Origin of the sequence: Bacillus cereus group sp. MYBK5-2, from assembly GCF_051915685.1 — a bacterium.
Classification (GTDB): Bacteria; Bacillota; Bacilli; order Bacillales; family Bacillaceae_G; genus Bacillus_A; species Bacillus_A cereus.
In genome coordinates, this window is record NZ_JBQAFE010000002.1 from 196,899 (window position 1) to 223,378 (window position 26,480).

The following is a 26,480-nucleotide window of genomic DNA, read 5'->3' on the forward strand; positions in this document are numbered from 1 at the left end:
GATAAGATCTGATCCTTTTATGTAATTAACTAAACAGAAAATTGTTATCACGTTAGCAAGGGATACTAATAGAAAAACGTGTCCCTTTACCTAATTCACTCTCTATCTCTATATCTCCGTTTAATTCTCTAATAATACTATAAGCAATCATAGTACCAAGCCCAGTTCCTTTTTCTGTTGTTGAATAGAATGGCAAAGCAATTCGTTTTATTTGTTGAGATGACATCCCAATTCCTGAATCAATAATATCAATTATGATATTTTCTTTTACTTTTTGTATATTTATTTGTAATAATCCACCATTTTTCATAGCCTCAATTCCGTTTTGGATGATGTTGTTTAGACAGAGTTTGAATTTTTCGGGGTCCCCATTTATATAAAAGGAATCTGTACTATTTTGTTTGATTTCAACTTTGTATGACAGAGCGAGTGGTGAAATAGTATCTTTCACCTGATTTAAAATGTGATTAATATCTATTTTCTCTTTTAGGGTGTTCTGTGGTTTGGTTAAAGATAAATAGTTATTAATAGTAGATTGTATTTGCTGCATTTCAATTAACATGATTTCTAAGTATTGCTCCTGAGATAGCTTAGAGGCATGTTTTTCATTTAATAATTGAGTGAATCCATGTACCGTGGTTAGTGGGTTGTGGATTTCGTGTGCAATTGACGCTGCTAGTTCGCTAGCTATATAAAATTTTTCAGCCCGTTGCAGTTTTTCTTTCATTTTATATTTCTCAATCATTTCCTCTATAAAATAAACTGATAATAATACTGTGAAAATATTAATGACTATATAATTTAATAAAAATTCTATGAGAGTAGAGTCTATTTTACCTCCTGTATTTATTTGAGTTACAATACCGCAAATAGAAAGTGAAGCTGTACATACTAAAATAAGAAGTAAGCTTAATAATATCTTTTTTTCTTTAAAATACATAGGTAATAAGTAACGAAAGAGCATTGTTATACCCAAAATAATAGTGAAGATAATAAATGATGGAAGAACGCCATTTCCGCCTAAGTAAAACCGGTAAGAAAGATATAAAATTCCTATAAAAACAATGTTTTTTGTATTTCCATATAGAAAAACTAATATAATAGGAATAAAACGTAAATCATAAATAAATCCCACATGTAAATGAAAAGGAAAAGTCATACAAAAAATAATAGCAATGGAGGAAAGGATAGAAAATAACATATTATTACATGTTATTTTTTCTTTAAACTCTAGCCAGAGTACGTGATAGCTAAGGATACAAATTATTATAATAAAGGTATTTAATAAAAGAGTAGAAATTCCCATAGTTTTGCATCTCCGATAGTTTGTAAGTAGAATTATGTATGAGTTGGACAAAGATGTTTAGTATTAGTAGACTTTTTATCTAAAAAGGAAGGGTACTTGAAAAGTGCTGTTATATTACTCGTATTAAAATCGATAAGGAAAATAGAAAAAATAATAGATAAAAAATCTATTTAAATTCATGTGCATATGAAATTATAAACTAACTTTTGTATAGGTAAAATTGGGATTGAGTTACTGATAAAATAAGGTTCTTTAAGTATGAATATTCTGTGAAAATGATATGTGTGGTGACTCCTGTTTTGTAGCCTTCGTTATATTAACATGGAATATATCAAATTACAAAGTGAAATTTTAGAAAAATTTTATTAGTACATTTTATCTGAAATAGAAATGCTATTTATTTGAGTATTTTGGTACTTCCTCGTATAAAACTTTGTTAGAAAAAGATTTTAAAATTTATAAGTTTTTTATGAAGTGTAATATTGTAGCTTTATCTATGTGGCTTTCTCAATAACTATTAAGGCGTAAAGTTAAAATATATAGGTTTATAGATATGAATTATTACATAAAAACGCACTTAAAAAAGGATGTATGATGGTAATAGAATACAAACATCAAGGGGGAACTTAAAATGAAGTTAAATAAACTAGTGCTTAGTTGTGGAGTAGTTTCAGCATTAACACTTGGTGTGTTAGGGAATAATACTTATGCTGAAGAAGTACACAAAACGAATGATCCAATTCATGTAGTTGAACATGTTTCTGCAGACTTATTATTAACCCAAACAATGGATTATAGTGGCGAGGCTGTAACTTCTTTCGTATATGATGGGAGTACTGACTTAAGCTTTTCTATGAAAAATAATGGTCAAAATACAATGGGATATAGTGTAAAAGGTCCAAATACAGAGCTAATTGTTGGTGGTTATATAAAACCTGGAGAACAACAAATTAATGTTACAAATGTACGGAATGCTTTATCTCCATTGCCGAATGGAACATATAAAATTTACGTTTCAAATGATGATGGTTCTAAGGGGCAATTCCAAGTTTCAGTAAGATCTATGAATTAAATTTAAAACGCTTTGTTTTTAAGTTAATTTAATCTTTACTTATTGGAAAGAAGCTAAAGTGAATTGAGAATTACCGATAAAAATGAAAACGAGCACCTTATCTAATTGTGAGAGGGTGTTCGTTTTTTGCTATTAAACAGAAAATAATTATAAATATATTTTGAAATTCCCATTGCTAACCTACTAGATTGTGTCAACTAGAGAATGTCTACTATAAAACATATTAAAATAAAGATGATGTAACATTCCGCTAAATTATATGGGGAAATAGAAAAACCACCCTTATATGAGTGGTTTTAGTAATTATTTTTAGGTTATACATTTAAAATTAGGCTAAGTTATAGAAATAATAAACATTTAATCCGTTGTTATTATTTTGGTTCTGGATAATGATTGTAGTATGAGATTCTAATAAATTCTTGATAGACATTTGTTAATTTTGCATCTCTAAGAGCATCGTTGAATTTTTGCATACGTACACTCCCTTGAGCGTAGCCTCCACCTGGAGTATAAGGGTTTCTTGCTTCAAAGTCATCCAAAAATACTTTTAATTTTTTATAGTCTTGAGATTGATAGAAAGCCACGGCCTCTTCAGGAGTGACATCAAAGTAAGAGGATGACGTTGAGTTATAAGAAGCTGCTTGAGCAGTAGGTGCCTCTAGCATAGTTGCAGCTCCACCGAACATAGTAAGCGCCATAGAAGATACAATAATTTTTTTAAACATAATAAAACCTCCATGTAGAATATTGGATTAATAGTAATCCTGTAATCATTATAGTTACACTGAAAGTGATTATCAAATGCAATATTGCATAATGTATCCCGCTATTTTGGGGCAGTAAGACTCCCGCCCAAAAATTCAATGAAAGCAAAGAAGTTAGAGGGGAATCGGGAGGATTAAAGTTTCACTTTATTCTTTGAACGAGAAGTCACCTTTATATTTAAATGGAGGAGTGTAATAGATTAGAAGAGGTGTATAAGTTACTCAGGTTAACAAGAAAATGAAGAGGATATTTTTAATAGGGGAAAGCTTAATAACTGGAGTAAAGGAATTGCTATTTATATATTTAACATACATATTTGTCTTTTAAATTGTAGGCGTGTTTTAGAATTTGTATATAGTAAATTCGTTAAAAAACTTGATAAATAATAAAATGTGTAAATTTTTTGACTATTTTATTAAAATTATTTAATATTTGTAATTTATTGTTTTATAATGATAAATGGGTCGATCGTGAATGTTTTAGATATTGCGATATACACTCGGATTAATTTATTCTAGGGAGGTTACAAAATTGGGTAAGAGAGTCATTATAAGAGTTTTTACATTATTATCAGTACTGGCATTATTCCTTAATGTATTTTTACCTAGGGCTAGTGCAGAGGTTATGACGCATGAGAAATATTCAATGGACTGGAGTTATAGTAATAGTCTAGGTAAGTACATTCGCACTGAAATGATTAAAAATTCAAGTGGTCAAATTGCTTATTGCTTAACCCTTGGATTAAAATCACCAAATGGTGAAGATCTTCCTGAAATGGGGAAAACAGATAATGTAGTATATAGAGTCTTATTAAATGGTTTCCCGCAAAAAAGTGCTGAACAGCTGGGAGTAGCTAATAAAAATGAAGCGCATTATGCAACGCAACTTGCGGTTTGGAATGCATTAGGTCAACTCGATGTAAATGAATTAAAACATGAGAATAAAAATGTTGAAAAAGCAGCTAAGGCTATTATTAGTAATGCTAATAATAGTGAAGAGACTCAAGATGTTTTTATGAATGTGATTCCTGCTGAAAAGCAAAAAGCAGAATTAAAGGGTGAATTCTTCGAAACAAATCTATATTCAGTACAAACAAATGCTAAGAGTGGTTCTTATAAGGTAGTAGCGAAAAATGCACCTAATGGAGTTAGAATTGTTAGTGAAAATGGAGAAGTGAAAGATCAGCTTTCAGTTGGAGAAAAATTTCGTATCCAAATTCCTAAGAATACAAAAACGGGTGAATTTAATTTAAGTGTAGCTGCTAATTTAACTAAAGTTCAAGCAATTGCTTACCGTGGTACGGATACTGTTCAGAACGCTACAGTACTATTAGAAAGAAATGAAGAAAAGCTTAGTAGTGATCTTGCAGTAAATTGGGAAGCAGCTGGTTCTTTAAAAATTAAAAAGGTTGGAGAAAATGGAGAAGTTTTAGCTGGTGCAGTATTTGAGGTCTTTAATGCAAATAATGAATCAGTTGGAAAAATCACGACTGGTGCTGATGGTATGGCAGAATTAAACAACTTACCAATTGGTACTTACACATTAAAAGAAATTAAAGCACCAACAGGCTATGTTTCAGATGATAAAACACAAACTATTGAAGTTAAGACAGGAGAAACAGGAGCTGTCCAAATAGTAAATAACAAAGTAAAAGGTAACATCGAAATTAAAAAGCTCAGTGATTCAGGAAAGGTTTTACCAAATGTTGAATTCACAGTCTTTACTGAAGATGGAAAAGAAGTGCAAAAAGTAGTAACAAAAGAAAATGGAATTGCAAACGTTGAAGGTCTTACGTATGGTAAGTATTATTTCTTAGAGACAAAAACACCTAATGGATATATTGGAAATAAAACAAAGTATCCTTTTGAAATTAAAGAGCACAATAAAACACTTACTTTTACAGTGGAAAATACCGAAGTGAAAGGTAGTGTAAAATTACTAAAAGTAGATAATGAAGATATTAGCAAAAAATTAGAAGGTGCAGTATTTGAATTGAAAGATGAAAGTGGAAAAGTAGTTGGGGAATATAAGACAGATAAAAATGGCGAGATTAACGTCAAAGATTTAGCGTATGGTAAATATTCATTTGTAGAAAAGGCTTCTCCACATGGTTACGTTCTTGTTAAAGAACAAATTATGTTCGAAATAAAGGAACATGGGAAGATTATTGAGTTATTGGCAGTTAATCATCTTATCAAAGGTGATCTAGAAATTACAAAGGTAGATGTAGCTGATGGAAATAACAAGCTTCCAAATGCAGAATTTACGATTTATAACGAAGCAGGAAAAGAAGTAGTAAAAGGAAAAACAGACGATAAAGGAATCGCTAAATTTGAAAAATTACCATTTGGAAAATACACATATAAAGAAACTGTTGCGCCAAAAGGTTATGTATTAAATGAAGAAACGTTCTCTTTTGAAATTAAAGAGAATGGTCAAATCATTAAACACATTGTCAAAGATGAAAAGATTCCTTCAATAGAAACAAAAGCTACTGATAAAACAGATGGTACAAAAGAAATGCACACGTCTAAGTCTGTAACAATCCAAGATAAAGTGGAATACAAAGACCTACAAGTAGGCAAAGAGTATACTTTAAAAGGTAAATTAATGAATAAAGAGACTAATAAACCATTAGTTGTAAATGGTAAAGAAGTAACTGCTGAAACGAAGTTTACACCAAAAGAAGCAAATGGTTCTATTACACTAGATTTCACTTTTGATGCAACTGGTTTAGAAGAAAAAGAAGTAGTAGTATTCGAAGAGTTATTGAAAGACGGAAAAGTTGTTACGACACATGCTGATATCAATGATAAAGGTCAAACAGTTAAGTTCGTTAAGCCATCAGTAAAAACGACAGCAACAAACAAAGCTGATGGTGGAAAAGAGATTCATTCAAAGGATTCTATCACAATCCAGGATAAAGTGGAGTACACTAACTTAGTTGTTGGTAAAGAGTACACTGTAAAAGGAAAATTAATGAACAAAGCTATTAACAAACCATTACTAATTGATGGTAAAGAAGTAACAGCTGAGACTAAATTTACTGCAAAAGAAAAGAACGGTTTTGTAACATTAGACTTTACTTTTGTTGGTGCTGAACAGCAAGGAAGAGAAGTAGTTGTGTTCGAAGACTTATTACATGAAGGGCAAGTAATTGCAACTCATGCTGACATTAACGATGTAGGTCAAACAGTTCGATTTGTAGAACCTTTTATTAAAACGACAGCAACAAACAAAGCTGATGGTTCTAAAGAGTTAGATGCTTCTAAATCTGTAACAATCCAAGATAAAGTGGAATACAAAGACTTAATCGTGGGTAAAGAGTACGTAGTAAAAGGTAAACTAGTGGATAAAGCAACAAACAAGCCATTATTAGTTGATGGTAAAGAAGTAACAGTAGAATCTAAGTTTACTGCTAAAGAGAAGAATGGTTCTATCACATTAGACTTCACTTTCAATGCTTCTGCATTACAAGGTAAAGAAGTAGTAGTATTTGAAGAACTGTATCAAGATAATATATTAGTAGCTATTCACGCTGAAATTGAAGATAAGGGACAAACAGTGAAATTTAAAGAGGGAAAATCGGAACAACCAAAACCAGAACAGCCAAATTCAGGTAAAAATACGACAACACCAGAGCAACCTAACGAGCAAGTAAAAGAACAACCACAACTTAAGAAAGAAATTCAATCTAAAATTGGATGGTTACCGCAAACAGGTACTAATCTTACAAGTTGGATCTCTATGGCTGCAGGAGCATTACTGTTAATTGTTGGTGGAGTGATTTTCTTAAAACGTAAAAATGCATAGAAATTAAAAAATAAGCACATCTGTTTTTATAACAAGATGTGCTTATTTTTATCATTTTAGCCAAGAAGACTCCTATATTTAAGCGTGAATGGCATTTAAAATAGCAACTTTATTTGTAGTAAACAATACATAATTTTGTTTTACTGTTTTAATTAAAATACGGTCTGTTGTCCCATAAGATGTTCCAATACGTATTACATCTACTTCTTCAACACCAGCATAGGTAGCATCTTCGGTAACCTCAATCACATCACGTAATGGAATTGTAATCTCCGCCAATTGCCATGAAATAATTAATTCTTCATTTGTTTTTTTTACATTAATGCCTAGCATTATACCAAGACCCTTCAATAATAATATGCTACACTTCTAATCTTATTATATAAATTTTTAGATTGTTTATCTATATATAGGAATAGAATTTATTTCTATTTGTGAGCATCTTAATGATGTCAAACAAATAGAAGGATATACATTCTTTCTGTTAAGAACTATATAAACAAAAGCAGACCTTAGAAGAATATATGAATCTATGAAAATAGAATTGAAGAATTAAACTGGCTAGCAATAGAAGTGAGATTGTAAAAGGTAGGGGATATAAATTAAGGTGTTTTTTAATTTCATTGGTGAGGAGGGAAGGTATCCCTCTTCTTTTTTCGTTCCTTGTAAAATTTGAGGATGTCCTAAGGGAGTGAAAAGATGGATTGTGTGGGTGTATTAATAAAGGCCACTTTCGGTGACTTCTAGAGATGTTTTTTGGGGGAATACAATATTATAAGTTGTAGTATTCATTGCAGCAATTGACTATATTATAGGAGCATTCACGTTGGGATATAACAGAGAATTATAGAGTAAAGTGGGATTCAAAAGCATTGTTAAAAATGTGGTTGTTATAAGTTATTCTCCTATCAAAATAATTAGTCTTTGCTCAAAATTTAAGACTGCTATTTTATTATATCAAGTAACTGTTTATATTATTTAATAATTACTTGGTTTACTATTAAGGTGGTTATCTTACAAAAGTGTAAGGTTATTTTAATTGACACTCGTATGTATAAGTAACTATACTGGTTACACGATGTTGGTGAGTATATTTAATAATCTCTATCTATAAGTGTGTGTCCGAGGATTATTTTGGAGTAATAGTTCTATTTTAAATTCGTTATCTGCTATATAGTAATACGAACAATTTAATCTATTCTTTATTCAAGGTCGTATTATTTAAAGATTAATTATAAATGATATATTTACCAAATTGTAATAACTTGATAGAGGTGTTACATTTTGAAATACAAATTAATTGCTACAGGAATTCTTGCTGGAAGTCTATTATCCTACTCATCTAATACATTTGCAAATACTCATAAGTTCCCAGATGTTCCTGCATGGGCGGACAAATCCGTTAATTATTTAGTTGATAAACAGGTATTGAATGGCTATCCAGACGGAACTTTCGGTTCAAATGACTCATTAGACAGAGCTTCGGCTACAAAAATTATGACAAAAGTTTTAGGTCTACAAATTGACTCTAATGCAAAACCATCATTTACAGATTCACAAAACCACTGGGCGACTCCGTATATTGCTGCTGCTGAAAAAGCTGGTATTGTTAAAGGTGAGGGTAATGGAATCTTCAATCCATCCGGAAAAGTAACTCGCGCTGCTATGGCTACGATGCTAGTAAATGCATATAAACTACAAAGCACACCAAATCATAATGAGCAGGTTAAATTTGAAGATTTAAAAGGGCATTGGGGAGAAAAATATGCCAATATTTTAATCGGTTTGAAAATTTCCAATGGTACTGAGAACGGTTGGCAACCAAATAGATTTATAACACGTGCTGAAGCTGCTCAACTTACTGCAAAAACAGATATGATGCAACATCGTCAAAAAAACCCATTAGAAAGCAAAACAATTATTATTGATCCTGGACATGGTGGCGAAGATCCTGGGAAATCCACAAAGGGATTACCTGAAAGTAAGATTGTACTAGACACTTCTTTACGTCTACAACAATTACTTGAAAAGCATACACCATTTACAGTTTTATTAACTCGTCAATCTGATAATAGACCAGGACATGATCAAAAAAGTTCTTTACAGGAACGTGTTAAATTTGCTAAGAAAAATCGGGGTGATATCTTTATAAGCGTACATGCAAATGCTTTTAATGGTAATGCAAAAGGGACAGAAACATATTACTATAAATCTTCTAAATCTGAAAAAACAAATCCTCATGTGGAAGAAAGTCGTGTTTTAGCGGAAAAAATTCAAACACGTTTAGTAGAGGCACTTCAAACACGAGACAGAGGAGTTAAACATGGAGACCTTCATGTTATAAGGGAAAATGACATGCCAGCTGTGTTGACGGAACTGGCATTTATAGATAATGGTATTGATTACAGTAAATTATCTACGGAAAATGGCAGACAAATTGCAGCAGAAGCCATTTATGAAGGAATTTTAGATTATTATGAATGGAAAGGAAATAATGTATCTGAATATAGGCTGTAATAAGTAATTGAAAATATAGTAATTCTCGAAATGAAGAATTCTATAATTTTTTTAAAATTTTTTAAACAACAATTTTAAATTTGTATTTAAAATTGTTGTTTAAATCGTTATTTTATGTTTTAATAATGTTGATAATAGTTATCAATAATAGTGAGAGGAAGATTAGTGAAATATGTGTTTTTAGTTAGTGTCATAAAAGTTAATGAATTTCTATATTGTATGGCTATGAATATATCTCTATTTTTGTGAACTAGAAATAATATATTTATATCTTTTAAATGTTTAAGAAGGAGTGGCTGTCTGTATGAAAAAAGCAAAAGAAATAGCTAAATGCGTTGCGGTAGCGTCCGTTATTATGTCTGGATCATTTGGTTTACAAGCAACATCTGCATTTGCAGATTCTAAAGGAACTGTAGAAAATCTTCAAAATGGTGGGAAGGTCTATAATAGTTTTAAAACTACTTATGACATGAAGCAAAATATCAAAAATTCAATAAAGGTTTCTTTTATTGAGGATCCTTACGCAGATAAAAAGATTGCAATTGTTACCACTGATGGTAGTAATATAGATGCTAAATATACAATTAATAGCGGATACTATAACGCAGGTTTAAAATGGCCATCAGCCTATCATACTGAAGCAGAAATAACAAGTGGTGATAGTGCTCAATTCCATAAAGCTGCCCCAGTTAATACAATGACTTCAGCAAAGGTCACTTCGGAGGTAGGGTATACACTTGGTGGAAGTGTTAAAGTAGGAGTAAATGATAAAGGGCCAAATGCCGATGCAAGTATCACAGGTAGCTTTGCTTGGAAAGAAAGTGTATCTTATGATCAAGTAGATTATAAAACGGTATTAGAGACTCACACAGATAAAAAATTAAATTGGAAAGTAGGATTCCAATCATTTAACTTCCCAGAGTGGGGAATTTATAATCGTGATTCATTCAATACTTTCTATGGTAATCAACTATTTATGAAATCACGTAGTTATAATGAAGGAACGAATAATTTTGTTTCAAAAGATACAGTACCAGCTTTAACAGGATATGGTTTTTCTCCAAACGTAGTAGCGGTTATTACTGCTGATAAAACAGAAACTACATCAGATTTAAAAATAACAAATCGTAGAATTTCAGATCAGTACAATATCGAATGGGTAAGTTCAAAATGGTGGGGAACAAATAATAAAGATACATATAATGAATTCTTTACGAACCACTATAAATTAGACTGGAAAAACCATCAAGTTACTCTTGATAACCAAAAAGCCCTTGAAGAACAAATGAATAGTATCAACAGCGTGAATGATAAACTTAACAAAGGAAAAGGGAAATTATCTCTTTCAATGAATGGAAATCAACTTAAAGCTACATCTAGCAATGCTGGTTATGGTATCAGTTACGAAGATAAAGATTGGGGTATCTTTGTAAATGGTGAAAAGGTCTATACTTTTAATGAAAAATCAACTGTAGGCAATATCTCTAATGATATTAACAAATTAAACATTAAAGGACCTTATATCGAGATTAAACAGATCTAGTCAGTAAATGATGGCCGATTGATGGATAATTATCTCATCAATATACGAGTTTATTTTAAATCTGTATAATGTAATGAAAGGACCAAAGTTTATCTATAAAATAGATAAACTTTGGTCCTTATTATTTTTTTGTTTGCACACGAAGTTAAGATAATATTAGATGTTTTTTGTCCAGACTTTCACTCGATTAGAAAAGAGCGTAAAGTATTTGAAAGCTATTGATATTACGCAAGGGGATATTGTTTAAAGTAATCAGAACTTCATCGGTTGTTAAGTTACCACTTTAAATATATAATTAAATTTCATTAAAAAGATACTCTATTCAAAGTCCTTATTGGGCTTTTGAAGTGAAATATATACTATTTGAGGTGTGTGAAATGGGGAAATCTCGAGAGCAGACGATGGAAAATATTTTAAAGGCTGCTAAGAAAAAATTTGGAGAGCGTGGCTACGAAGGTACGAGCATACAAGAAATTGCAAAAGAAGCGAAAGTGAATGTTGCTATGGCCTCTTACTATTTTAACGGGAAAGAAAACCTATATTATGAGGTGTTTAAGAAATATGGTCTTGCTAATGAGCTACCCAATTTTCTTGAGAAGAATCAATTTAATCCTATCAATGCCCTTAGAGACTATTTAACGGTTTTTACTACACATATAAAAGAGAACCCTGAAATTGGATCATTGGCATATGAGGAGATTATTAAGGAAAGTGCACGATTAGAAAAGATTAAACCGTATTTCATAGGTAATTTTGAACAGTTAAAAGAAATATTACAGGAGGGTGAAAAGCAAGGAGTTTTTCATTTCTTCTCCATAAATCATACGATACATTGGATCACTTCTATTGTTTTATTTCCAAAGTTTAAAAAGTTTATTGATTCTTTAGGGCCAAATGAAACGAATGATATAAATCATGAATGGATGCCAGAAGACTTAGTGGACAGGATTGTTACTGCATTAACAGATAAACCTAAAGTGTAAAATTATAAAGAAGTATAATGTATTCTTTTTATTGAAAAAATACAAACCTTTTGGAAGTGAACCTAGTAGTATTAATTTATAGATTTATATACTTTTATGAAAATAAATGAAGTAAATTCAATTTAATCTTATTTATCTTATAGGGATTATAAGTTATACTAAAAGTAGGTACAAAATGTACCATTTGAAAAAGAGTGCATTGCAAAAAGGAATCCGTAAAGGATTCCTTTTTTTGTTTCTTTGAAAATGAAGCAATGTTCTAATAATTAGCAGTCCTTTTTGCATGGACTTACTGAGGTTATAATGAGAAGAAAAAGAACCCTATAGGGTTCTTTTTCAAGGCATATTAACAGTAAGGAGAATCATGAAATGCTACTTCAAATCTTTATTAGGGGAAAGATTTTGAAAAAGCTTAACATGTATTTATTTTTACATAAATGTAAGATGTAGTAAATTGATAATATTTATACTTACTATTACTAATATTCAATTAAGATAGTTAATACTATTTATATAGTGTTAACTGGTGTATAGTACAGTATAGATTTAGAAATTTAATATTAGATTACATTTGTTAAAAAAGTTAATAGATATATTATTTCAAATTCTAACTAACATTTAAACGATTTTAATTGAAATTGGTTGTGTATTAACCCTTATAAGTTAATAAAAGTAAATAAAATAAACAAAGACCCTGTAATAAATACAGGGCCGGATACAGGGTTAAGGGAACGCATAGTTTCTTAATATCATAGTAGCATATATTCTTTGTATAGCTACATGAGGATTTTGACAGAATTAAGAACAAGACAGAAAATCTGTAGGAAAGCAAATATAGTGCTGGAAATGTGATTTTAAATTAAGCTATAGGTATTTGAAATGGATGAAAACTCTTGAGTACCATGATTAAATTGCCTTTAATTATGAGGTTTAGGTTAGAGGGATAATTGGATCTTACTGAAAAGAAAAAATGTTTTTTAGATTAAAAGAAGAAAAGACACCTTTTGGGTGTCTTTTCTTTAAGTAAACAGTTCACATATTGCTGAATTAGATACGAAACTATAATTCGACTACGAAGTAAATCCTAACATAATCTGAACAGAAAAAATATGTAATATTACATTTTTAGTTTTTAATTATTTTATTCAATATAGAGAAGCAACGTAAATAAAAGGGCATGCAGTCGTATCTGCAGCCCTTTTTAGGAGGAATTCAAGACACCATTAGGACACGTATTGGTAAACAGGTTCAAAAATAGTATGTGTGAAAAGAAAAAGTCCTATACCAAAAGTAGACAGGACCTTATCTTTTTTACATTTTAAAAAATGAAATTCTGTCCTTTTGAAATCAGTACAGCACACACTTGGTTTGAAATGAAATTAGAAAAAGTATACATGAAAATGGCAGACAACTATTTTGTTGCCTGCCGGTGCCAGTGGGTTGAATGAGTTAGTCAATTCAATAAATTGTGCTATCCCATTACCAGAAGAGTGAAGCCGCTAGTTCAAACGGCTTAGACATAGTTTGTCTAATAAAGAAAAAATTATGAGTAGAAATTTTGTTTGCTCTATATGAAAAGATAAATAGATATTCATCAGACAAGGATAATTTAGCATATCTTGAATAGGGTGTAGGAACGAATTAAAGAAAGGGATATTTGTTTAGGAAGGGACTGACTCAGGAGTGGGACTTTCGGACAGGGTTTGGGGAGCGGTGATTGCCTTTGGCATTGCGACTAATATCGTTGCTTGTATAATGGCAGTATACATTCAAAAATATGAGCTAATGATAAATCATCTTACAAATATTTTATTTTTAATAATTATCTCTTTAACGTTTATAAAGATGAAAATTAACAGATGGGTGGCTTTAGGATTTACATTAGTTGTAATAGAGAAAGGTATTAAAGCGGGCTATGACTTCTACACACATAATTATTATAGTGTCAGTTGGAGTTTAGCTATCATTGTCTATTGCATATACGAGATGGAAAAGTATCATATTGAAATAAACGAATAGGCGCAACAAAAAGGTGTTAGTAGGTGGAATTCTTTTTAAAATACTATAAAAAAGACACTACAAGAGTGTCTTTTTTTTGAAAATACTCTATAATTAACTTTGGGGAAGGTAATGTTAGAGTATTCGTTTAGCATTATCTTTATATTTGATAAACCATGAAATCGAAAGATTTTGTGGTTTATTTTATGAACAATAGATATTAAAGTATTGGCAGTGAGTTATTAATCATTTTAAGCATTAGGGGAGAATGGATTAAAAGTCTAACATCGAATAACGGTTCCGGAATATAGTGTTGCGAAATGATCTCCCATATCCCAAACGGTACTTGCTTGTATATAGCCCTTAAAGCCTTCTGAAGAATAATAAATCCCTTTTGGTATACTTTCTTTAGTTTGGAAATGTGCTTTAGAGTACTTTACATAATGGTTTTTAACAACTTTTGCTTCTGGAACAATAGTGTTTTTTTGTTCCAATTTTGGCCTAGCACTAGAAGGTGGTATGAATTTTACATTGTCTTGGTAATTAGGATCTAAGGTGTCAGCTTGTACACTGTGTGACGAAACAAAGGTGCTTAGACTACTTCCCGCGATTAAAGTTGCAAATACTAACTTTGAGAATTTTGTTAATCTACTCATTCTATAATCTCCTTTTTATTATTTTGTAAGGTATCTCCTTACACCTCACAGTCTATATCCACTACAAAAGGGTGTACATACATATTGATAGACAAAATTCTACAAAATACCGCATGTTTTGGGGGTTTATGTATAATAATCCAATGTCTAATAATCTACCAAAAGTAAAAAGGTAGGTCTTATATAAAAGAAAATGAATAATTTATGCAGGTAATGTATATGGAATTATTGTTTAAATATTCTAAAATGAGTTGATAAAGATGTTGGTAGGTTTTTTGGAAAACAAATAATTCCCTAGGTGAAATTTGGAGGGAACATTCTCTGTTAGAGTTTTTATAAGGGAATTCATTTTCGTAGATTCAAAATGTAAAAATAACTAAAAGAGCAAGTGTTTCAATGGGTAAAAAGCTATGTTGAGTCTTTTTTCTCTGTTGGTGGTCGTCTAATCAATGAAATGACGGATGCTTATGATAGTTTGTGTCTAGCAACATTCGTGTATAAACGAATGAATTAAGAAAAGGGTGAAATATTGGATAACTCGAAATGGATGCCTTTAAGTAATGTTGATGATGATGATGAGGAAATTTGGGTAGGAGCAAGAGTTAGGTTGTACAATGTTGGTATGAATAGAGAAGATAAAGAAAATAATTTCTATGGATATATTATTTCTTATATCTACGACAACACTAACTACTTATAACTAACTAATTTAACAACAGGAAAAGTAGGTTATATTATTTGTGTCATTGAAAAAAATTACCAAATAATTATGCTTTGGGCAGAACATTAAAGCAAAGAATAGGTTTAGAAAATACCTATTTTAGATTTGAATAATCAACAAATAAGGGAAGCACCAACTCTAAGGTGTCTTCCCTTATTTAATACTTTTTATCAATAATCAATATTAACAGAGCCTAAATAAAAAAGTGAGAAAAATGATAAACATTCTTCTCACTTTCATCAATTAGGGTGGCATATACATAAATATGCGTTTGGGTGGATTTTGGATGAAAAATCCACATGCATAGTATAACAAAAAAAATATGGCTTTTCGCATGTAATATTGCATATGAAAAATAGTAAAGTTTTAAATTTTAATATTAACCACTTATATATATATGTTACAATGTAATTCTCTAATTTATTTTATTCTCCTATTTAGAATTTATAGTTTAGTGATTCAATAAAACGAAAGTGGTTGTAATAAATAGATAAAACGATGAAATAATACAGTTAGAATGGTTAAAAGGCAGTTAAATATAAGTATTAAAAGAAATAAATTTACTTTGTTTAGTGAATGTATTATGGTAAGAATTTCATTCGATTGGATTAGCGCTAAACTAGATTTTTATCCAAACAAATCCAATAATTATTTTTTAAATGAAGCATATGTTGTATCAAGTTTATTTGGAATAATTCGTAGTCTAATAATTGCTGAATCTAGAAAAATAACATATTCGAAAGGAGGACAGATAAAACTCTGTCTGTGAAAATTAAATCTCTAAATTATAAAGTGCGGATAATAGGATGTAATTGTGGTTTCATTTCGAATGGTACCATAAATGAATGTGGAAAAGTAAAGGAGAAAAATTTAAATAAACTATATAAGTAGTAAAAATGAAAAGGAGAAGTAGCTAGTGTTTAATATAAAAGAAAGATTGGGGCAAATAAAGCTTAAAACGAAGTTGTCTATGGCATTTATAGCAATATTAATTATACCAAGCCTTATCGTAGGAGTATCATCTTATAATAAGGCAAAAACAGATCTTAATGAAACAATTCTACAATCAGCAAAAGATAATATAAGTATTTTAGATAAGATTGTTGATGATGAATTAGAAAATAAGCATACAGATATCACTCATTTTGCAAAGGTACTCACACAAGGGGATTATAATCCTGAACAATCGCAAAATGTACAGAATAAATTTGATCAATATATACAGTTACATCCAGAGATAGAAACGATTTATACGGCATCCAGTAACAATCAATTTATTCATGCACCTGTTGGAAAAATACCAGAAGGGTTTAATCCGCTAGAAAGCAGTTGGTATAAGGATGCAGTAAAAGCAGATGGAGAGATTATTGTTTCATCTCCATATAAGTCAAAGTCTACAGGAAATATGGTAATTGCAATTGCAAAGCAGAATGCAGATAAAAGTGGTGTCATTGGCGTAGATTTGAATATTAAAGATATCGTAAAAACATCCAAAATGATAAAAATTGGGAAGCAAGGATTTGTATCTATAGTTAGTCAAGATAAAACTATAGTTGTTCATCCATCACTAAAACCTGGAGAGAAATTAGATAAAACTTTAGTGGATGAATTGTACAAGACAGAAGATGGAGTAATTACTTATAGCCTCAATGGTGAAGATCGAAACATAAGCTTTAAGACAAATAAAAAAACAGGTTGGAAAATAGCTGGCGTAATGCCTACGAAAGAAATTGAAGAAGCTACCAATCCTATTTTTTATAAAACGCTCACTATAATAGGTGCTTCATTATTGTTAGGTGGAATTGTAATTCTATTCATACTCAAATCTATAATTACTCCACTAAGACAATTAGTCATTTCAGCTCAAAGAATTAGTCAAGGAGATTTAACCGAGAAAATAGATATTCGTTCAAAGGATGAACTTGGTCAATTAGGTGGTAGTTTCAATACAATGGCAGAGTCGTTACGTAATATTATTTCTCAAATTAACACATCTGCAGGACATGTAGCTGCGTCTTCTGAGGAACTAACTGCTAGTGTAGAGCAAGCAAGTGTTGCGACAGAACAAATTACAAAAGAGATGGAAGAAATCTCGAACAGTGCAGAGGTTCAAAATAATGAAGTTGAGTCTGGAGCTGAATTAATTGGTGAGGTAACACGAAATATTCAATACGTAGCTGAGAATGCTTCTGAAGTATCGGCTTCATCCATATACACTAAACAAAAAGCCAATGAAGGTGAACAATTAGTAGAACAAACTGTAACACAAATGCAGTCTATCCATCACTCTGTTTCTCAATCCGATAATGTCATAAAATTATTAGATAAGAAATCACAGCAAATTGGCAGTATATTAGAAGCGATTCAAAATATTGCGGAACAAACAAATTTATTAGCATTAAATGCAGCGATTGAAGCAGCTAGAGCTGGGGAACAGGGGAGAGGGTTTGCAATTGTTGCTGATGAAGTTAGAAAGTTGGCGGAGCAATCATCCGAATCTTCAATGGAAATTGGAAGTTTAATTAAGGAAATACAAGCAGACGTACATGAGACTGTAAAAGCTATGAATGAAGTAGGCGTAGAAGTACAGTCGGGAATTAAGGTTGCGAATGATACAAAACAAAGTTTTTATGAGATTTCAAAATCTGCAAATGATATTGTATCAAAAGTGCATGGTATGGTAGAACTATCAAATAAAATGACAACTGATGCAATGAAAGTTGATACATCGATTGATCAAATAGCTATGGCTGTAAAAGAAAATTCTTCAAGTATGCAAACGATAGCTGGTTCATCTGAGGAACAACATGCTTCTATGGAAGAGATAAATTCTTCAGCAATACAATTAGCACAGATGGCGGAAGAACTTCAAGAGTTAATTGGTGGATTTAAGATTTAAGTTGAGATTTTAGGAGAGAATGCTAGAATCTTGTTACAGAGTGGAAATGAAAAATCTTATAACATAGTAAATAAGTATAATATGTACTCTCTATGCGTATTGAACAGGCAGATAAGCCATTTAAAAACCCTCCATTTGGAGGGTTTTTAAATACATTTACATTAAATTTGTGGTGGTGCACCACCATAATCGCCAACACTATATGAAGGAGCAGGATAATGCCCATGAGTAGCAAGCTGATCTGTTTTAGAAAACTGAAAAATTCCCACCGTTAATACCCCAATAAAAGCAATGCCTGATAATAATAAGCTAATTTTTTTCATTATTTTAACACTCCTTTTGCGATTGATTTTTGTCTTGCTTGATAACAAATATGGAAATAGTCACTTACTTTTTGGTGGTTCTCTAATTGTCTACATTTTGTGGCAAATAATTCGGCGTATTCGACAACATATTCCCATAATTCTTCTTCCTCAAAGTATAAGATTCCTTCTTGAATGATTTTTTCTAATTCTTCCAATGGAATATTTTCGTTTAATTTTTTTAAAATAGAGAAGTGGTGTGTGTATTCTTCGTTATGAATTTCTCTACAAATCTGTAGCCCCTTATCAATGAGTTGGCTGGCCGTTGATTGTTCTCCTAACTTATAATGTTCCTTAGCTTGTAGGAAGATGGCCTTGAAGTGTGTAGGGATTTTCTCTGTTACTTCTGAAAGGTGACGAATAGCTAAAGTAGACATACTTTGATCAGAATACAGCCACCCCATAGTATTTTTTACGTATAACAAGGAATCTTCTTCCCTATTTTTTTGTAGTAAATCAATTGCGCAATGTAGATATTCTTCTGCTTGTTCGTACTGTTTTAAATAGATGCAGCAACCACCTAGCAAACTATTACAAAAGGCTGTTTTTACTTCATAACCTTCGTACTTTGAAAAGATTGCTCTCGATTTATTTGCGTACTCGATAGAAGCGAGATTGTTATAGGTATGGTGATAGAAAGTAGCAATTCTATAGTAAAATTCAGCATGTTCAATTTCATCTGGTATAGCTACCAATATTTTTTCTGCTAGTTTATAATGTTCCTCTGCCTCAGTATAATTAGATATAAAAGTGGAATGAATGGATTTGAAAAAATGATAATAGAATTGTAGAAATTGATCTGTAGGCATATCATAATCGCTAATAGTATCAAAACTATTTTGTTGAATACCAAGGCTATCTGTTAAGACCTTGTAACGAAATTCGAGTAGTGAATAGTATAGTAACAAATTTTGATCCTGATGTTCTTGATCCGGCTCAATGCTTAACTTATTAATTTTTTCATCAATTTTCTTTTTTAGATTAGTAGCTTTTATAACTTGTTGAGATAGCATAGCTCGATACCAGTCGTTCAATAGAGAGGTTAATTGCTCATTTCCCTTTACTGAAACACTCATAATATACGCCCCCATTTTCTAAAAAAATCCTAATCCAATTTAATTATAAACATCATAACAAAATAGAAGAAAAAATGGAGTGATATTACAATATTTTTCAAGAAAATTCATAAAAAACAATCAATTCGTGTCGAATATACTTAGAATAAAACATCCAAAAAATTATCAAAAGATGATATGAGTCTTTATACGTTCTATCAGGTGAACTTAGAAACTGTGATTGAAGATTTATGAAATTTCCTTTTCTTAAAACGGATCAATTACATATTAATTTTTAAATTATTTTATCGGATACATATAGTATGTATCCGATAAAATATATAAATCTTGCGTATGTAAATAAGAAGACAATAAAGAAAACAAAAAAGAACTTGTAAGAATTCCTACAAGTTCTTTTTTAGATAATGTAAAAGGTGAAACAGACTATGTCATTATTTGTAATAGTAAAATTATCTTACGTATGGTTTTGTTTTATTTTATTTTATCATTTTAGCCAAGAAGACTCCTTCCTCAAGGGGCGTGAAGGGCCACAGTCCAGTGAGTAGGTGGGAGATGAATTGGCCTCGAACAAGAGATGGCAGGAAGCCATCTTAATTGTTCGACATATAGAAAGTATTACTCTACTATCTATCGAATGTACGTTTGGTGTATAATAGTCATATACCGAAATGGAGGTGAATCAAATAATGATTAATAAAGCCTATAAGTTTCGTATCTATCCAAATCAAGCACAAGCAATTCTAATCAACAAAACGATTGGGTGTTCTCGCTTTGTATTCAATCATTTTTTATCCTTATGGGATCACGCATACAAAGAGACAGGAAAAGGCTTGACCTATGGTATATGCTCTGCCAAACTACCTGCCATGAAGAAAGAGCTTGTTTGGCTAAAAGAAGTGGATAGTATTGCGATTCAGTCGTCTGTTCGCAACCTTGCGGATGCTTATACGCGCTTTTTCAAAAAACAAAACAGCGCACCGCGCTTTAAATCTAAGAAGAACAACGTACAATCTTATACCACAAAACAAACAAATGAAAACATTGCCGTTGTAGGGAACAAAATAAAGTTGCCGAAACTAGGCCTTGTTCGATTTGCCAAAAGTCGCGAAGTAGAGGGGCGTATTGTAAATGCTACAGTTAGACAGAACCCTTCTGGTAGATATTTTGTGTCACTATTAGTTGAAACAGAAGTACAAGAACTTCCAAAAACACATTCTTACATTGGAATAGATGTAGGACTAAAAGATTTCGCTATTTTGTCAGATGGAACACACTATGAAAATCCGAAATTTTTCCGATCATTAGAAGATAAGTTGGCGAAAGCACAGCGTGTTCTTTCTAGAAGAATGAAAGGATCTTCTCGCTGGAATAAACAACGAGTAAAGGTAGCTAGAATTCATGAATACATATCAAATACTAGAAAAGATTACTTGGACAAAATTTCAACTGAAATCATCAAAAACCACGATGTTATCGGTATAGAGGATTTGCAAGTATCGAATATGTTAAAGAATCATAAGTTAGCAAAAGCAATTAGTGAGGTATCTTGGTTGCAATTTCGATCAATGTTAGAATACAAAGCAAAATGGTATGGCAAACAAGTCATTGTCGTATCGAAAACATTTGCTTCTAGCCAATTATGTTCTTGTTGTGGATATCAAAATAAAGACGTTAAAAATCTAAACCTACGTGAATGGGACTGTCCTTCTTGTCGTACACACCATGATAGGGATATTAACGCAAGTATCAATCTAAAGAGTGAAGCGATAAGGCTTCTAACCGCAAGGACTGCGGGGTTAGCCTAATCAATTAGAGTTCGATAGAACTCTTTACTTAGGAATCCCTCACTTCTAAACGAAGTGAAAGTGGGGGTAGTTCAAAGAAGATGTACTATATTGAAGATTTGTTCTTATTGTTGATTAAAGGGAAATTTAAGACTGGTAAGGGGAAAGTGCATAAAAGAGAAAGTCTCCTTTATTTATTCTGAAAAGATAATTCAAAAAGCTATTTGTGTATAGAATAAGCTATGCATAAATTCATCAACATTGGTGATAATAAATAAGAGAATCAATATATAAGCATAAACTTGTTAAAGCTCAGTGTAATTCTATAAATAGTAGATGAAATTATCTGAAAAATAACATTATTTACTTTTCGAGTAGGATAAGTAGAAAAAAAGGAAGTTTTTCTTTGAAGAAAGCTCTTTTGACAGGAATAGATTTTTTCATAACTAGAACAAATAAATTAATAATCACATATACTGTATTGTCGTTAAAGCAAGACATTATTTTCTCAGAACAAGGGAATCACTAGAAAAATACGTGATTCCTTTATTCTTCAATATAATGTCAATAGTTGATTTGAAATAACCGAAGAAATAAAATTTTTGTTAATGGACAATCACATAATTTTAGGTATAGTAGGTTTATAATTTAGACTATAAAAATTAATGTATCTTTTATTATTTTAACCAAGAAGACTCCCTCCATAAGGAACTCACAGCAAGTATGGGTAAGTGGGAGTAGTTCAAAGCATGCAATATTGTTTGATTTGGCTAATACATAGATTTCTCATCTCAGAACTGGTGTAAGAATTATAATGTTTATACCATTCTATTGTATTTTCTAAAGTCTGTTGTAGGGACCATTTTGGCTGCCAATTAAGATTGAATTTTGCTTTGCTAATGTCAAGGTTTAGTAAATTTGCTTCATGAAAATTTATTGGATCTATATTTTCTGCTGTCCAATCCCCGCAGCCCCAAATATCTAGTAAACTGGTCACTAATTTTTCTACTGAAACAATATTGCTTAGGGATGGCCCGAAGTTCCATGCTCCTGAATAAAGGATACCATTATTTATAATTTTTTCTGTAAGGAGTAAATACCCGCTTAAGGGTTCTAGTACATGTTGCCAGGGTCTAATAGCAGTAGGGTTTCTAATAATAATGTTTTTGTTTGATTCTAATGCTCGTATACAATCAGGAATAATTCTATCTATTGACCAATCACCACCACCAATTACATTACCAGCTCGAACGCTTGCAATTATTTTCTTGTGTTGAGAAAAGTTTTCTTCTGAAAAGTAAGAATTTCGATAGGAAGAAATTAAAAGTTCGCAGCATCCTTTGCTTGAGCTATATATGTCATGGCCGCCCATAGGGTCAATTTCACGATAACCCCAAGGCCATTCTTTATTTTCATAGCACTTGTCACTTGTCACCATAATTCCTATTTTAGCTGATTCATGTAATCGAATTGCCTCTAGTACATTCATAGTCCCTACAACGTTTACCTCGTATGTTTCTCTAGGATATTCATATGAATAATTAACTAGAGGTTGGGCAGCTAAATGGAATACAATTTCAGGTTTATAATCTGTAAAAACCTTATTTAATTTATTAAAATCTCTAATGTCTCCACGAATATCAATTATATTATTTTGAAGGTTAGTAATGTTAAAGTTATCATTCTTATTTTTAGGATCTAATGAATATCCGATTACAGTAGCACCTAATTCATTCAACCATAGGGATAACCAAGAACCTTTAAAACCAGTATGTCCAGTAATTAAAATTGTTTTTCCGTAAAAAGCATTATTAAAGTTTTGGTTTAACAATTAGTCCACCTCCTTTAGTACCCTATTTTTAGGGGGTTAGGTATAAATGTTTATTATTTTTATACCAATTAACAGTTTTTATAATTCCTTCTTCAATATTAATTCTAGGTTCCCAGGAAAGAGAGTTTTTTATTTTTTGCACATCCGCTTCAGGAACCCATCTTTCATTTGTTCTAGAGGAAATTGCACCGTAATTTGGTCTGGAATTGGTTTTCAAATGTTTGAATAATAATTCTACATAATGTTTCAAGGGGTGAATAGTGCCGCTCCCAATATTAAAAATTTCATTTTGTACAGTAGTATTTTCTACTGCTAGGATACAGGCATCTATTACATTTTCTATATAACAATAATCTCTTAATTGATTACATAAAGTTAAATTTACATCTTTGTTTTGTAATACTCGCAAGATTATATAGCTAAAAATTTTATGCGGCTCTTCGCCTTCTCCGAATATGCCAAAAGGTCTTAATGTTATAAGATTAATATTGTTTTCGCTAGCAATTTGATGGGCGAGTATAGTAGCAGCAGCTTTGGTACTTCCATAGATATCCACAGGAGTTAGTAACATATTTTCATGAATAGGTTCCATCTTGTTACCGTATTCAGAACTACTCCCAAAATTGATGATTTTTTTACAATTCACCAATTTTGCTGCTTGAATAATGTTACAAGTCCCTATAACATTTGTTTCTATAGCATGGATGTAATCTGTATGGGCAGAATTTACACCATAGGCTGCCAGGTGAAAGATATAATCGGGATTAATTTTCTTTATTGCATCTTGTACTTGTTTTTTATCTCGTATATCTATTTCATAGGTTTCAATATATTTTAGAATATCCTTTAGTCTCCAAGAGTTTGATGGTGTTCTTATGAAAAGAACAATTTTTGCTTGTAAATTTAAAAGTCTTCGTGCCAAGTGAGAACCAATAAAACCGTATCCACCAGTAATAAGGAAAGTTTTATTTTTAAATGAAGCAATCATAGTGATAATCTATCCTTTATTAAGATGTATTTTTAGTTGCTGAAATAAATAGATTTATTTTTAAATAAGGAAAGTATCAGTCTTAATTGTGATGAGGGGAGGGGTATTTAAAATAATTTTTTATTGTTGTTGTATCAATTTGATCAGCAAATAAAGAGGAGGAAGGTTTTTGAAAAGTATTATGAAGGGTATGACATGTCTTATTCAATTGTTCAATATAAGGAATGTATATATAATCTAAAACTGCTGGAGGTAATTCTAAAGTTTCGTGTTTCCATAAATCGAACTCATTTGGATTAATAATTTGCATACTTCCAAAATGAAAAGCTATTAATTCATCTTGATCAATAAAAACTTTATTATCTGTTTTGGATATAGAACTGCTATTTAAAATGACATTCCAAGGTGCTGCATCAATACCTCTATGAGTCATGATTTTTATATTAGAAAAGATGTTAGGAATGTGATTTAAATATTTTTGATCACCCCATCTATCCATTTCAACATCATAATGATTATTACAATATTCTAGGCATTTATCTTTCCACCATGTTAAAATTTCTTTACTATTTTGATCGTTTTTGAAGCCTACTAAACCAGCTTGGTATATACCGTGTATGCTTTCAATTTCAGTAGAGCTTCTTTGAGGGCAAAGGAATACAGAGTATTTCCACCACTCATCAAGAATGATATTAGGTGCTGTAAAGAAATACATATCAGCATCACAATATATAATGTGATCAACTTCCGGATAAAGACTAAGGACATGTAGACATAGGGGCGCTTTTAATGTCCAACAATACTCTTGTAAAATTCTATCATTTTTTATACTGAGGAGTTCATGATTTTCAATTTCTTTTACCGGAATTAGTATGGCGTGCTTTAATTTTAATTTCTCTAATATTTGATAAGTTAGATCATCCATACAACAGATCCATACAGTAAATTTAGCGTTGAAATTTTCTAAGGAATAATAAGAGGTCAATCCTTGAATTAATCGTTCTTTACTTATAATCATGGAAAAGTTCATAAAATGATTGGATTGATTCATTTTTCTTCTTAATTGTGAATCTTTATATAAAGTTTGAGCTTTATTTATATCTTTTTTACTTAAAAATTGTTTAGTATCTTTATTGAATTTATCCTTTAATTGCTTTAAAACAAATTGAATTCTCTCTAAATACGGAGTGTAAATATGGTTTAATATATTATTGGGTATTGAAATTTCTCCCAAAGACCAAAGATCAAAATCATTTTCAGTAAAGATAGTAATACATGCAAAATGGTAAACAACTAGTTTGTCGTTTTCAATAAATATATCATTTTTAGTCTTGTCAATTTTATAATCGTTATTATATATACAGTTCCAAGGCGCAGCATTTATACCTAAGTTATTTGAAATTTTTACTTTTGGAAAATATATAGGGATATAATCTAAATACTTTTGGTCTCCAAATTTCCCCTCTTCAGCCTCGGCACTGCACCAATCTATACATTTATTTTTCCACCATCTTACACTTTTTAGTCCATAGAGATCATTCTTAAATCCAATTAGACCAGCCTGATATTTTCCGTACATTTTTTCTACCCAATCACGATCTCTTTGGGGGGTTAGGAAGATAGAATGGTCACCCCATTCCTCAAAAATAATATTAGGGTCAGAGAAAAAGCATAAATCACCATCACAATATAGAATAGATGGTAAATCATAATTGACCAATAAATATTCTATCAAGACAGATTTTAAAGTCCAACAATATTCATTTACTTTTCTTTTTCTCTTAATTGCTTTTAGTTCACGATCTTCTAATTCTTCAACTTGTAAAAGGTTTACATTAATTAAACTCATTTCTTTTAATAGTGAATATGCAAAAGGATCTATACAACAAATCCACAATGTGAATTTTTCTGAGTACTGCATTAATGATTGCTGTAAAGCAATAATTTTCAAGACATACTCACTACCTACAATGACGCAGAAATGATTATTTAGATCATGTTGTTGATTATAGAATTGGGGATTAATTCTTTTTTGAGTATTTTTTTTGGAGAGATTTGAAGCTTTAATTCCTGTTGAAAGTGGGTTAACTATTTTCTCATTAGAGGGGATGTACAATCGAGGTAAACTTATTTTTTTATCATTAGAGTTCAATGCTTATTCAGTCC

Annotated in this window: 18 protein-coding genes and 1 pseudogene; 10 read left to right on the plus strand and 9 right to left on the minus strand. The window is 31.0% G+C overall.

Annotation, left to right across the window (positions count from 1 at the left end; all coding sequences use genetic code 11):
• Positions 1 to 52: 52 nt before the first annotated feature.
• Positions 53 to 1,306, minus strand: a complete 1,254-nt coding sequence (locus tag ACTFP3_RS09290; RefSeq protein WP_000513034.1) for a sensor histidine kinase — start codon at positions 1,304 to 1,306, stop codon at positions 53 to 55.
• A gap of 631 nt (positions 1,307 to 1,937) precedes the next feature.
• Between ACTFP3_RS09290 and ACTFP3_RS09295 the strand changes: the two genes are divergently transcribed.
• Positions 1,938 to 2,378 (plus strand): hypothetical protein, encoded by a 441-nt coding sequence (locus ACTFP3_RS09295; protein WP_000773522.1) that lies wholly within the window; start codon positions 1,938 to 1,940, stop codon positions 2,376 to 2,378.
• Between the two features lie 371 nt (positions 2,379 to 2,749).
• On the opposite strand, the gene ACTFP3_RS09300 is transcribed toward ACTFP3_RS09295, so the two are convergent.
• The gene (locus ACTFP3_RS09300) at positions 2,750 to 3,103 is read right to left on the minus strand and encodes a hypothetical protein (protein WP_000473483.1); all 354 of its coding nucleotides are present in this window, start codon (positions 3,101 to 3,103) and stop codon (positions 2,750 to 2,752) included.
• A gap of 571 nt (positions 3,104 to 3,674) precedes the next feature.
• Between ACTFP3_RS09300 and ACTFP3_RS09305 the strand changes: the two genes are divergently transcribed.
• A complete protein-coding gene (locus tag ACTFP3_RS09305; protein ID WP_326036407.1) occupies positions 3,675 to 6,956 on the plus strand; it encodes a VaFE repeat-containing surface-anchored protein in 3,282 nt (1,093 codons plus the stop codon).
• Positions 6,957 to 7,034: 78 nt separating this feature from the next.
• Here ACTFP3_RS09305 and ACTFP3_RS09310 read toward each other — a convergent pair whose 3' ends face one another.
• On the minus strand, positions 7,035 to 7,289 hold the full coding sequence (locus tag ACTFP3_RS09310; protein WP_000900696.1) for a SunI/YnzG family protein: 255 nt from the start codon (positions 7,287 to 7,289) through the stop codon (positions 7,035 to 7,037).
• A gap of 951 nt (positions 7,290 to 8,240) precedes the next feature.
• Between ACTFP3_RS09310 and ACTFP3_RS09315 the strand changes: the two genes are divergently transcribed.
• The 4 genes from ACTFP3_RS09315 to ACTFP3_RS09330 all read left to right on the plus strand — a co-directional run bounded on the left by ACTFP3_RS09315 (position 8,241) and on the right by ACTFP3_RS09330 (position 14,018).
• The gene (locus ACTFP3_RS09315; RefSeq protein ID WP_000875660.1) at positions 8,241 to 9,473 is read left to right on the plus strand and encodes an N-acetylmuramoyl-L-alanine amidase; all 1,233 of its coding nucleotides are present in this window, start codon (positions 8,241 to 8,243) and stop codon (positions 9,471 to 9,473) included.
• 304 nt (positions 9,474 to 9,777) lie between these two features.
• Positions 9,778 to 11,016 (plus strand): hemolysin II HlyII, encoded by a 1,239-nt coding sequence (gene hlyII, locus ACTFP3_RS09320; RefSeq protein WP_016123131.1) that lies wholly within the window; start codon positions 9,778 to 9,780, stop codon positions 11,014 to 11,016.
• A gap of 377 nt (positions 11,017 to 11,393) precedes the next feature.
• The gene (hlyIIR, locus tag ACTFP3_RS09325) at positions 11,394 to 11,999 is read left to right on the plus strand and encodes a hemolysin II regulator HlyIIR (protein ID WP_440010164.1); all 606 of its coding nucleotides are present in this window, start codon (positions 11,394 to 11,396) and stop codon (positions 11,997 to 11,999) included.
• A gap of 1,683 nt (positions 12,000 to 13,682) precedes the next feature.
• Positions 13,683 to 14,018 carry a hypothetical protein gene (locus ACTFP3_RS09330; RefSeq protein ID WP_000524431.1) on the plus strand — a complete coding sequence of 112 codons (336 nt, stop codon included), beginning with the start codon at positions 13,683 to 13,685 and terminating at the stop codon, positions 14,016 to 14,018.
• Positions 14,019 to 14,278: 260 nt separating this feature from the next.
• Here the strand turns inward: ACTFP3_RS09330 and ACTFP3_RS09335 are convergent, their stop codons facing one another.
• A complete protein-coding gene (locus ACTFP3_RS09335; protein WP_440010168.1) occupies positions 14,279 to 14,653 on the minus strand; it encodes a hypothetical protein in 375 nt (124 codons plus the stop codon).
• 388 nt (positions 14,654 to 15,041) lie between these two features.
• Here ACTFP3_RS09335 and ACTFP3_RS09340 point away from each other — a divergent pair, with 388 nt between their 5' ends.
• From ACTFP3_RS09340 to ACTFP3_RS09350, 3 genes and pseudogenes are all read left to right on the plus strand, one after another.
• Positions 15,042 to 15,167 (plus strand): hypothetical protein, encoded by a 126-nt coding sequence (locus ACTFP3_RS09340; protein ID WP_002026153.1) that lies wholly within the window; start codon positions 15,042 to 15,044, stop codon positions 15,165 to 15,167.
• Positions 15,168 to 15,200: 33 nt separating this feature from the next.
• Positions 15,201 to 15,487, plus strand: a pseudogene (locus ACTFP3_RS09345) (hypothetical protein).
• An 803-nt stretch (positions 15,488 to 16,290) separates the two neighbouring features.
• Positions 16,291 to 18,273 (plus strand): methyl-accepting chemotaxis protein, encoded by a 1,983-nt coding sequence (locus ACTFP3_RS09350; protein WP_140159054.1) that lies wholly within the window; start codon positions 16,291 to 16,293, stop codon positions 18,271 to 18,273.
• Between the two features lie 161 nt (positions 18,274 to 18,434).
• Here ACTFP3_RS09350 and ACTFP3_RS09355 read toward each other — a convergent pair whose 3' ends face one another.
• Entirely contained in the window at positions 18,435 to 18,596 is a 162-nt protein-coding gene (locus ACTFP3_RS09355) for a hypothetical protein (protein ID WP_000724107.1), read from the minus strand.
• Complete coding sequence (locus ACTFP3_RS09360; protein ID WP_000116953.1) at positions 18,596 to 19,711, minus strand: Rap family tetratricopeptide repeat protein; 1,116 nt, start codon at positions 19,709 to 19,711, stop codon at positions 18,596 to 18,598. Before ACTFP3_RS09360 ends, ACTFP3_RS09355 begins: the two co-directional genes overlap by 1 nt.
• A gap of 686 nt (positions 19,712 to 20,397) precedes the next feature.
• Between ACTFP3_RS09360 and tnpB the strand changes: the two genes are divergently transcribed.
• The gene (gene tnpB / locus ACTFP3_RS09365) at positions 20,398 to 21,516 is read left to right on the plus strand and encodes an IS200/IS605 family element RNA-guided endonuclease TnpB (RefSeq protein ID WP_006922732.1); all 1,119 of its coding nucleotides are present in this window, start codon (positions 20,398 to 20,400) and stop codon (positions 21,514 to 21,516) included.
• Positions 21,517 to 22,237: 721 nt separating this feature from the next.
• Here tnpB and rfbG read toward each other — a convergent pair.
• From rfbG to ACTFP3_RS09380, 3 genes are all read right to left on the minus strand, one after another.
• Positions 22,238 to 23,326: a CDP-glucose 4,6-dehydratase gene (gene rfbG / locus ACTFP3_RS09370; RefSeq protein WP_071741073.1), complete on the minus strand. Its 1,089-nt coding sequence runs from the start codon at positions 23,324 to 23,326 to the stop codon at positions 22,238 to 22,240.
• Between the two features lie 28 nt (positions 23,327 to 23,354).
• Positions 23,355 to 24,314, minus strand: a complete 960-nt coding sequence (locus tag ACTFP3_RS09375) for an NAD-dependent epimerase/dehydratase family protein (RefSeq protein ID WP_000561952.1) — start codon at positions 24,312 to 24,314, stop codon at positions 23,355 to 23,357.
• An 82-nt stretch (positions 24,315 to 24,396) separates the two neighbouring features.
• Positions 24,397 to 26,466 (minus strand): glycosyl transferase, encoded by a 2,070-nt coding sequence (locus ACTFP3_RS09380; protein WP_149214876.1) that lies wholly within the window; start codon positions 26,464 to 26,466, stop codon positions 24,397 to 24,399.
• Between the last annotated feature and the right edge of the window lie 14 nt (positions 26,467 to 26,480).